This is a genomic window from Gordonia sp. (in: high G+C Gram-positive bacteria) (assembly GCF_049647785.1).
Taxonomy (GTDB): domain Bacteria; phylum Actinomycetota; class Actinomycetes; order Mycobacteriales; family Mycobacteriaceae; genus Gordonia.
The window spans coordinates 1-10,385 of the sequence record NZ_JBARYI010000004.1; the positions used below are offsets into that span (position 1 = coordinate 1).

The following is a 10,385-nucleotide window of genomic DNA, read 5'->3' on the forward strand; positions in this document are numbered from 1 at the left end:
GGGCTCGGCGGCGTGCCACCCGGGGCCATGGCAGCTCCGCCGGCCGCGCTGCCACCGGCCATCGGCGTGCCGGATCGCCTTCGGCCGCGGTCGGAAGAGGTCGTGATGATGTTGGTGGGAGCGTCAATGGGATTCGGTGTCGGACGAATGATGCTGGCACCTGCGCTCGAATGGGCAGGGCTCGGTGTCGCGGGCATCGTCTTGGCATTGTTGGCCGGGCTGGCGCTGGCTGCATGGCTGGTGTCGGTGCGCCGCTCGACCGCCAATCGGGCGCGAATGCAACGCTGGGCCACCGAACTCATTACGACCCGACGGGCAGAGTTAGAGAATCGAATCGGGGCGCAACTCGGTGCCGCCGAAGCGCAGTTCAGTCGCGAAATATGGAACAGGACCGGCTAGATGGATGCGATGGGCAGTTGGGGTGAGGACCCCGAGCTAAATTCGGGTGATCCGGATAGTGAAGATGGTCTCATTCAGCCGTTCGATGGGGTGGCCCACTGCACAGCGGATGCTGTGTCGGCCGACACGATTGGCAGCCTCGAGTCGGACCCTCACAGCAATCTGTGGTGGTACTCCGACGGATCACTGTGGGACCTCGGTCCCGCCGACCTCGACTCCACCGGTGACGGTGTTGCCGACTCGCTGACCAGCGATGTCGGCGGTTCTATGGCAGTCCTCACCGACTCCACCGGCGATGGTCGGATCGATCAACTTACCGTCCTGCACGATGACGGTCGCGTCGTCAGGACCACCTTCGACGGTTCCGGGGACGGATGGAGTCCCACGACGCTCGGCCGATTGGACTGATAGGCAGGTATAAGACGTGGCTTAGAAAGCTGAGGGCATTCCGCGTATCCTGGGGCAAGTATGCGTTTGCACAGCCGCTGCACGCAGGCACCCGTGAGTTTCGATGAGGAGATCCGCATGACCGCTGCGACTATTCCGGGCATCGAGCCCGGGAGTGCCCCAACTAACCACCCCGGGCTGATCGCCTGGGTGGCCGAGGTTGCCGAATTGATGCAGCCCGACCGCGTGGTTTGGTCGGATGGCAGCGATGAAGAGTGGGACCGCCTGACGGCTGAACTCGTCGAGGCTGGCACCATCACCAAGCTCAACGAAGAGAAGAAGTCGAACTCCTTCCTGGCGCTGTCGGATCCCGCCGACGTCGCTCGCGTCGAGTCGCGCACCTTCATCTGCAGCGCCACCGAAGAGGCTGCGGGCCCCACGAACAATTGGGTTGACCCGGCCGAGATGCGCGCCACCATGACCGACCTGTACCGCGGTGCCATGCGCGGCCGCACCATGTACGTCATTCCGTTCTGCATGGGTCCGCTCGGCTCCGACGATCCCAAGCTCGGCATCGAAATCACCGACTCGGCATACGTCGTCTTGTCGATGCGCGTCATGACTCGGGTCGGCCCCAAGGTCCTCGAGGCACTCGGCGACGACGGCTTCTTCGTTCAGGGTCTGCACTCGGTTGGTGCGCCCCTGGAAGACGGCCAGGCCGATGTTCCGTGGCCGTGCAACACCGAGAAGTACATCGTTCACTTCCCCGAAGACCGTGTGATCTGGTCGTACGGTTCGGGCTACGGCGGCAACGCCCTGCTCGGCAAGAAGTGCTACGCGCTGCGTATCGCTTCGGCCATGGCGCACGACGAAGGCTGGCTGGCCGAGCACATGCTCATCCTCAAGCTCACCAGCCCGGAGAACAAGGTTTACTTCGTCGCCGCGGCCTTCCCGTCGGCTTGCGGTAAGACCAACCTCGCCATGATCGACCCGACGCTGGACGGCTGGAAGGCCGAAACCGTTGGTGACGACATCGCGTGGATGCGCTTCGGCCCAGACGGCCAGCTGTACGCGGTGAACCCGGAGTTCGGTTTCTTCGGCGTCGCACCGGGCACCAGCTACGACTCGAACCCGACCGCGATGAAGACCATCGACGCTGGCAACACCATCTACACCAACGTCGCGCGCACCGACGACGGTGACGTCTGGTGGGAAGGCATCGACGGCGATGCTCCGGACCACCTGATCGACTGGCACGGGAACGACTGGACTCCAGAGTCGGAGACCAAGGCCGCGCACCCGAACTCGCGTTACTGCACCCCGATGTCGCAGTGCCCGACCCTCGCCGCCGAGTGGGACGACCCGCAGGGTGTGCCGATCTCGGCGATCCTGTTCGGCGGACGTCGCAAGACCACCGTTCCGCTCGTTACCCAGGCCCGCGACTGGGAGCACGCCGTGTTCATGGGTGCCACCGTCGGCTCCGAGCAGACCGCCGCCGCCGAGGGCAAGGTCGGCACCGTCCGCCGCGACCCGATGGCAATGCTGCCGTTCCTCGGCTACCACGTTGGTGACTACTTCCAGCACTGGCTGAACATCGGCCGCAAGGAAGGCGCACAGCTTCCGGCAGTGTTCTACGTCAACTGGTTCCGCCGTGGCGAAGACGGCCGCTTCCTGTGGCCCGGATTCGGCGAGAACAGCCGCGTCCTGAAGTGGATGGTCGACCGCATCGAGGGCAACGTCGAGGGCGTCGAGACGCCGATCGGTACCGTCGCTGCTCCGGGCGAGCTCGACCTCACCGGACTGGACGTGGCAGAGGCAGATCTCGCTGAGGCACTCGCCGTGAACAACGACGAATGGCGCAACGAACTCCCGACGATCGACGAGTGGTTCGACTTCGTCGACGACGGCAAGGGCAAGTTGCCAGCCGAACTGAAGGCACAGCTTGAGGTGCTCCGCGAGCGTCTCGGCTAGCAGCCGCAGAGTTTTGGCCACTGGGCCCGACCGGAAACGGTCGGGCCCAGTGTTTTTATTTCTACTTTTGGGGGCCCTCCCTGATGCGCCTGCGGCCAACATCTGGGACCGTTGATCCCATGACTGAGACAGCAGCAGCAGGCAAGCACGGGTTGGTGGCGGCCCGCGCCGACAATGTGGTGAAGACTTACGGCAGCGGTGACACCACGGTTCAGGCACTCCGGGGAGTGTCGATTGGGTTCCGTGCCGGTGAGTTCACCGCCATCATGGGACCGTCGGGCTCGGGCAAGTCGACGCTAATGCATTGCTTGGCTGGCCTCGACACGGTGACGAGCGGCAACGTGCAGATCGGCGACGTGCAGCTCATCGGGCTGTCGGACAAGAATATGACCAAGCTGCGTCGCGACCGCATCGGTTTCGTGTTTCAGGCGTTTAACCTGGTGCCGACGCTCACCGCCGAGGAGAACATCACGCTGCCCCAGGGCATCGCTGGCCGCGAGGTGGATCGCGAATGGTTCGACGTCGTCGTCGACCGCCTCGGCATCCGCAATCGGCTGGGCCACCGTCCAAGCGAGCTGTCAGGCGGCCAGCAGCAGCGCGTGGCCTGCGCGCGTGCCCTCGTGGGACGACCTGACATTATTTTCGGGGACGAGCCGACCGGCAACCTAGATTCCCGGTCGTCAGGCGAAGTGCTCGAGATCCTTCGCGCGGCAACCGACGAGTTCAATCAGACCGTCGTCATCGTCACCCACGACCCCCGCGCGGCATCGTACGCCGACCGAGTGGTGTTCCTGGCCGACGGCCAAATCGTGCGGGAACTGCACAATCGACCGTCGGCCGACGATGTCTTCGAAGTGATGAAAAACCTCGACAACACCGCAGCTGCGCAGGAGCTGCCTGCTGGCGAGGAGAACTGACGAGATGGCGTCCAACGTTATGCGCAAGGTTTCCTTGAGAAGCCTCGCCGCACACAAACTCCGCCTGGTACTGACGGTCTTTTCCGTCGTCCTGGGTACCAGCTTCGTCGCCGGTGCGGTCATCTTTACCTCGACCGTATCGAGCGCATTCAACTCCATCTTCGACAACGTCGCCAAGGGCGTCTCGGTGGAAGTCAGCGCCGTCGAAGAGAACTCGCCGGGCATTCCGATCGCCCTCGTGAACGACCTCCGCGCCAACGAGGCCAAGCTGGGGATCGAACGACTGGCCGTCGTTAATCAGGGGTCGGTGACGATCGCCGACGCGTCTGGTCGCGCCCTTCAGTCCGGCGGTGCGCCCAGCGTCGGCATGAGCTACTTGCCGCCGGACCAGGCGGTCGGCGAACAGATGAGCATCGTGGAGGGTCGGGCCCCGACGAAGGCCGGCGAGATCGCGCTCAATGCCAGCGCGGCCGAAAAGGGCAATCTGAAAATCGGCAGCAAGACGAAGGTTGTCGTCGGTGCCGGACTGGCAGCACCATTGGACGTGACGATCGTCGGTATCGCCGACATGCCGACCTCAACGGGCGGCTACGTCGGTGTGATCTTCGACGAAGCCACCGCGACGAAACTGTTCTCCGACGGTCAGTACGTATCCGCCGTCGACCTCGCCGCACGCAACGGCGTCACCGATACACAGTTGCGCGACGCGGTCAACGCCCACTTGAAGGCCACCGTTGCGAAGCAGGGCAAGGCCGCCGAGTACGACAAGCTGTACCAGGTGCGGACCGGGCAGGAAGTCCGTGACGACCAGAAGCAGACCATAGATCAGTTCCTGACGATCTTCCAGTATGTGCTGCTTGCCTTTGCCGCGATCGGCCTGCTGGTCGGCACATTCATCATTTACAACACCTTCTCGATGATCGTGGCACAGCGGAACCGTGAGCTCGCGCTACTGCGGGCCATCGGTGCAAGTCGCCAGAACGTCTCGCGCGCAGTGCTTTTGGAAGCGCTCGTCGTCGGCATTATCGGTGGGCTGCTCGGTCTGGCACTCGGTATCGGTATCGCCGCCGCCCTGCTGGCCTTCACCAAATCGCAGGGTGTGCCGTCGAACGGAATCGAGGTCGGACTGGGGGCCATCCTTGCCGCCATCTTTGTCGGCGTCATCGTCACCATGCTCAGCGCATGGATTCCGGCGCGTCGTGCTTCGCGGATTCCGCCGGTCGAAGCAATGCGCGACAACACCGTCGAAGCCGGTTCCGGTTCACTGCGCGTCCGCACCCTGATTGGTGCCGTGCTCGGGGTACTCGGCGCCTTGGCACTTGGGATCGGTGCCGCGGGCGAGGGCGGCGGTGCCGCCGCGCTGGTGGCCATTGGTGCGCTCCTGGCGGTGATCGCCGTGGTCTTCGCGGCCCCCGCCATTTCCCAGCCGGTGGTCGGACTGTTCGGGGCCATTTTCCAGAAGCCGTTCGGCACCGTCGGACGACTGGCCCGCACCAACGCGGTCCGCAACCCACGACGATCGGCCGCGACGGCTTTCGCCCTCACCCTCGGACTGATGCTGGTGGTCGTGATTGGCACCCTCGGGTGGTCGTTCAAGGGGACCATCGACTCGTCGGTGGACAACGGCCTGCGGTCGGACTTTGTGGTCACCGGCAATAACAACATGCCGCTGCCGCTGTCGGTGGTCGACGCCGTTAAAGCGGTACCGGGTGCCAAGACAGTGGTTGCACAGGCCTACGGTGTCGCCAAGTACACGCCGCCGAACGGCACTGAACGCGACGAGTTCATTTCCGCTCCGTACGGCGGACAGATCGACCAGGTTGCCAACATCGACATGGTCGAAGGCACCGCCAACCTGACCGGTGACGGCATGCTCATCAGTGATGCGATGGTGCGCGACAACGGTTGGAAGCTTGGGCAACAAGTCACCTTCACCAGCACCGCTGGCGACGATGTCACCACCACTGTGACCGGTGTGTTTACCGCAAACCAGGCGATCTCGTCGCTGATGGTGGGATGGCCAGCCTACGAGAAGCTGATGCCCGTCGCGATGAAACGTATTAGCGGCCCGGTACTGGTGGTAGCGAAACCCGGGGTGAGCTCCGGGGAACTGCGCACCCAATTGGAAGATGCGACGGCGGAGTACCTCACCGCCCAGGTGCAGGATCGGGAACAGTTCAAGAACTCGATCTCGTCGACCATCGATCAGATGATGGTGACCCTGTACGCGTTGCTGGGGTTGTCGTTGGTGATCGCCGTCCTCGGCATTATCAACACCCTCGCGCTATCGGTGGTGGAGCGTAAACAGGAGATCGGCATGCTCCGGGCCGTCGGCATGAGCCGAGCCCAAGTACGACGAACCATCTACCTGGAATCGACGTACATTGCGGTCTTCGGAGCGTTGCTCGGCACCATCCTTGGCCTGGCCATCGGTGTGCCGCTGGTGCGGACGCTGGCCTACTGGGGCCTGGAAGGCGTCGTCATTCCGTGGTCGCTGATCGGTATTACGCTGGTGGGCGCGGCGGTCGTGGGCGTGGTAGCGGCCCTGTGGCCCGCGATCATGGCGGCCCGGACCAAACCTTTGGAGGCGATTACCTCTGAGTAGGCAAGCCCGCGGGGATTCCGGCCCGACCGGTCGCACTCGCACCATAATGCTGTCGATTGTCGTGATTCTGGCGGTGATCGTCTTGGGACTGATTGGGTACCTCGTGTTCGGGGCGAGTTCAGCTCCCAAACCCGACTCCGCGCCGGCATCACGGACAACCGGCACGACAACGGAGGCCACGTCAGCGTCGTCGACCACCACCTCGTCGCCGGCCTCGACGCGTCCGTCGCCGACGGTCGCGCCGGGTTCGGTTACGTATCAGCTGACAGGCAACGGCGAAGCGGTGGCGTTGGCCTATCGGGATTCGTCCGGGCGAGTGCTGGTTACCGCAACCGGTTCGCCCTGGTCGCAGCACACCAGCGTGTCGGACCGGTTCGTGGAAATGACGGCGGTCGTGGTGCGAGGTCCCTTGACCTGCACCATCCTGCACGGCGACAAGCTGATTTCGTCGAGCACCAGTCACGGCGGCCCGCTGCGCTGCTCGGGAAAACTGCCGAACTAGGTGATGGGTGCTGTCGGGCATTGCTCGGCAGCACCCACAACGTTGTCCACAGGAGTTATCCCCAGCTGTTGATGAATTACACGCATGTAATTCGACTTCATGCCGGATCCATGTGTTCCGACCAGGGATCTTCGGTCGGAAATGGGTATCGCCGGAGCATTCACAACTCTGTCCACAGGGTTATCCACATGTGTGCATGAATTACACACATGTAATTTGATCGCTCGGCAGCGTCGTCGGAGGCACCGAATTGCCCCTTTTCTGTCACATTAACGGGCCAAAGTCCGACTTTTTCGACACGAATCACGGGGTTTTGTGATGGAACGTCCGAATTGTGACAGAAAAGGGGCGGACGGGCGGTGGGGAGCCGGGGGGACGCGGAAAGTTGTCCACAGGGGTTATCCCCAGGTGTGTATGAATTACACAGTTGTAATTTCGATCATCAAACCAGGTCAGCGTTTTCTTAGCACCATGACCAGGTTGGTGGCCGCGATCTCACGGACGATCGGCACGTGTACGACGGGCCACGCGAAGCTCGGAAGGTAGCGGGGGATCGCGGTCACCAGGTCGGCGTCGGGCACCTCGCGTGCCCAGCGCAGACCGGCGGCGGCGGTGATCGGGAACAGGGACACCCCGAACAGGTTTTTCGGTAGATGCCCGGTGCGGCGGGTGTATCTGCGGGCGGCGCGATGGCCACCCAAGTAGTGGGTGAGGCCCATCTCGTGCCCGCCGAACGGGCCCCACCACAGGGTGTAGCTGAGAATGATGGTGCCGCCCGGCCGAGTCACCCGCACCATTTCGTCGGCCATCTGCCACGGTGTTGGCGTGTGCTCGGCGACGTTCGACGAGTAACACACATCCACGCTGCCGGTACGGAACGGCAGATGCTCGCCTTGTGCGCGCACCGCTGTCCGCTGATCGATGCTGGCCGCGGCCATCTCACCCGCATCGGGCTCCACCGACAGGTACCGGGCACCGCGGGCGGCAAATGCATCGGCAAAAAAGCCCGGCCCGCCACCAACGTCTAGGACGACGGCACCGGCGAGTGGTTCCGGGCACAGGCCGGCGAGCATCAACGCGGTGTCGTCGGCCAAGGCGGAGTAGAAGCGGGCCGGATCGGGCTGCTCGTAGCGGAACTCCCGCAACAGGTGCACCGATCGCGCAAGCGTGGCCTCCCGGCGGAACGTGCTGGGCATCCGAAACGAAGGCATGCAGTCAGGTTCGCATACCCTGGATCGAGTGAGTGCCCCGACCGACGTGCTGCTGCTGTGCTGGCGCGACACCGGCCATCCGCAAGGCGGAGGCAGCGAGCGCTACCTGGAGCGGGTCGGTGCCGAGTTCGCCGCGCGCGGCTCCCGCGTCACCCTCCTAACCGCGCGCTACCCGGGCGCGCCCCGCACTCAAATGCTCCACGGGATGCGCGTGATCCGCGCGGGCGGCAGACTCACCGTGTACCCGCGCGCCCTCGCCACCATCGCTGCTGCCAGGTTTGGTCGCGGCAGACTCGCCGGGTACCGGCCCGACGTCGTTGTTGATACCCAGAACGGAGTTCCGTTTTTTGCCCGCCTGGTGACGTCCGCGCCGACGGTCGTGCTGGTCCACCACTGCCATCGCGAGCAGTGGCCGGTCGCTGGAAAGTTGCTGGCCAAGGTCGGATGGCGGATCGAATCGCGGTTGTCCCCGCGCGTGCACCGCGACAACCGCTATGTGACGGTGTCGGTGCCGTCGAAAGCCGAACTCGTCGACCTCGGCGTCGACGCCGAACGAATCACGGTGGTGCGCGGCGGCATCGACCCCGTCCCGGAAGGCATCGTTCCCGAACCAAACCCGGGTGGCTTCCGGCTGATCGCCGTGTCGCGGCTGGTGCCGCACAAGCAGGTCGAAGATGCCCTCGCCGTGGTTGCACGGCTTTCCGATTCCGGAGTGGACAGCACCCTTGACGTGGTTGGCGACGGTTGGTGGGCCGACCGCCTGCGCACGCGCGTGCAGGCCCTCGGCGTGGAAGATCGGGTCCGCTTTCACGGGCATGTCAGCGAACGCCGCAAGCACGAACTCCTCGCAGGTGCCGACCTGCACCTGATGCCGTCGCGGAAGGAAGGATGGGGGCTGGCGGTAATTGAGGCCGCGCAGCACGGGGTGCCAACGGTCGGTTACGCGAGTTCGGCGGGATTGACTGATTCCATCGTCGACGGTGCTACCGGGGTGTTAGTTGACGATGTCGACGAACTTGCCGAAGTGGCGGCCGACTTGGCGAAAGACGCCGAGCGGCGTCGTGAATTAGGTGCCGCGGCACGTGCGCGGTCCGTCCAGTTTTTGTGGTCGGAGACGGCCGACGGTTTCGCTCGCGTCTTTGAGTTGTAGCGACTAGGGGAGTCGGGCACCGAGAAGATCTGGGCGTGCCGCGACCTGCTCGGCGGTCATCAGTGACCAGATCAAGTTGTCAGCCAAATTATCGATCCGCTCGGCTAGATCCTCGTGCCCGGTCACCGCATACGAGAGCACGTGAGCGCCGACGAAGGCTTCGGCAATGAAGATGGCAGCCTGCTCGGGGTCGACGCCCTCCCGGACATCGCCCTGTTCGATTCCGCACGCCACCAGATACTTGAGCGCTTCGATCCATCCGAGGTAGGCGGGGATCGGCTCTTTCCCGGATTTTAGTTCGATGACCAGGCGAATCCCTGCGCTAACTACCGGGTCGTCGACCAGGAGGCGACCCATTTCGCGACACAGCATCCCGATTTGGCGCATCGCATAGTCGCCCGTCTCCGCTACGGCGGCGACGGCCTCCAGGGAGCTTGCCGCAAGCTCGTCGACCACGACGTCGGCAATCTCGTCTTTCGACTTGAAGTGAAAGTAGATGGCGCCGCGGGTGAGGCCGGATTCCTCGACGATGTCGTTGAGCCGCGTGCGGTCGAAGCCGACGCGCCGGAAGACGTGTGCTGCGGTGATGAGGATCTGGCGCCGTGTTTCGAGCGCTCTTGCCTGCTGTGCCATTCGGGTCACCTCCTCACGGGACGTTACGGGCTAATCGCCAAAAAAGCTTGCAGGCGGTTAACTGACAGGATAGCGTTACATACCGGTGAACCGGTTTATCCGGATAGATCGCCGAAGGCCTTCAGTATTGGTTGGAATCACTGGGAGGGAGTTCCAACCGACGGGCCGAGGGTGTGTCAGGGTAGCGTTCTCATCCCGGCACCAACGCCAGTGCGCGACCCCCGCGCCATAACTATTCGCGAGGGTGGCGCACTGGCGTTTTCCTTTTCCCGATCCCCGACTCCTGTCCCGAAACAGCATGTTTCGTGTCCCGTAGCGGTAAGAATCGTTCTGCTCGGCTTCATAGCATGAGAGGCATCACATCGAGCGGTTGGGTGTGGCACACACCTCCCTTGATCTCGATTCCCCTCGGCAAGGAGTTCCACAATGCATTTCCACGACGACGCCCTGTTCCCTGAGCTTCAGGACAAGTTGGTCATCACCGCTGCCCCGTATGGTCCGGAGTGGGAGCTTGATGACTTCCGCGAAGATCTTCCGTTGACGATGGAAGAGCACATCCAGAAGGCTGTGGACTGCTACGAGGCCGGCGCTACCGTCCTGCACATTCACG

General features: G+C 63.6%; 9 protein-coding genes and 1 pseudogene. 8 read left to right on the top strand and 2 right to left on the bottom strand.

Features of this window, described 5'->3' with window-relative positions:
* From WBA38_RS00275 to WBA38_RS00300, 6 genes and pseudogenes are all read left to right on the top strand, one after another.
* A pseudogene (locus WBA38_RS00275) lies at positions 1-399 on the top strand (hypothetical protein); the annotation flags it as partial.
* A 9-nt stretch (positions 400-408) separates the two neighbouring features.
* Positions 409-807, top strand: a complete 399-nt coding sequence (locus WBA38_RS00280; RefSeq protein WP_424293783.1) for a DUF6802 family protein — start codon at positions 409-411, stop codon at positions 805-807.
* A 117-nt stretch (positions 808-924) separates the two neighbouring features.
* A complete protein-coding gene (locus WBA38_RS00285) occupies positions 925-2,757 on the top strand; it encodes a phosphoenolpyruvate carboxykinase (GTP) (protein ID WP_424293784.1) in 1,833 nt (610 codons plus the stop codon).
* 119 nt (positions 2,758-2,876) lie between these two features.
* Positions 2,877-3,674: an ABC transporter ATP-binding protein gene (locus WBA38_RS00290; RefSeq protein ID WP_424293785.1), complete on the top strand. Its 798-nt coding sequence runs from the start codon at positions 2,877-2,879 to the stop codon at positions 3,672-3,674.
* Between the two features lie 4 nt (positions 3,675-3,678).
* Entirely contained in the window at positions 3,679-6,279 is a 2,601-nt protein-coding gene (locus WBA38_RS00295; RefSeq protein WP_424321786.1) for an ABC transporter permease, read from the top strand.
* 46 nt (positions 6,280-6,325) lie between these two features.
* Entirely contained in the window at positions 6,326-6,781 is a 456-nt protein-coding gene (locus WBA38_RS00300; RefSeq protein WP_424293787.1) for a hypothetical protein, read from the top strand.
* A gap of 452 nt (positions 6,782-7,233) precedes the next feature.
* Here the strand turns inward: WBA38_RS00300 and WBA38_RS00305 are convergent, their stop codons facing one another.
* Positions 7,234-7,992 carry a class I SAM-dependent methyltransferase gene (locus WBA38_RS00305; protein ID WP_424293788.1) on the bottom strand — a complete coding sequence of 253 codons (759 nt, stop codon included), beginning with the start codon at positions 7,990-7,992 and terminating at the stop codon, positions 7,234-7,236.
* A 28-nt stretch (positions 7,993-8,020) separates the two neighbouring features.
* On the opposite strand from WBA38_RS00305, the gene WBA38_RS00310 reads away from it, so the two are divergent.
* Positions 8,021-9,142, top strand: coding sequence for a glycosyltransferase family 4 protein (locus tag WBA38_RS00310; protein WP_424321787.1), 1,122 nt, complete (start codon positions 8,021-8,023; stop codon positions 9,140-9,142).
* Between the two features lie 3 nt (positions 9,143-9,145).
* Here the strand turns inward: WBA38_RS00310 and WBA38_RS00315 are convergent, their stop codons facing one another.
* Positions 9,146-9,775: a ScbR family autoregulator-binding transcription factor gene (locus tag WBA38_RS00315; RefSeq protein WP_424293790.1), complete on the bottom strand. Its 630-nt coding sequence runs from the start codon at positions 9,773-9,775 to the stop codon at positions 9,146-9,148.
* A gap of 426 nt (positions 9,776-10,201) precedes the next feature.
* On the opposite strand from WBA38_RS00315, the gene WBA38_RS00320 reads away from it, so the two are divergent.
* Positions 10,202-10,385 (top strand): 3-keto-5-aminohexanoate cleavage protein (locus WBA38_RS00320; RefSeq protein WP_424321788.1); only part of this gene is annotated, 184 nt, incomplete at its 3' end.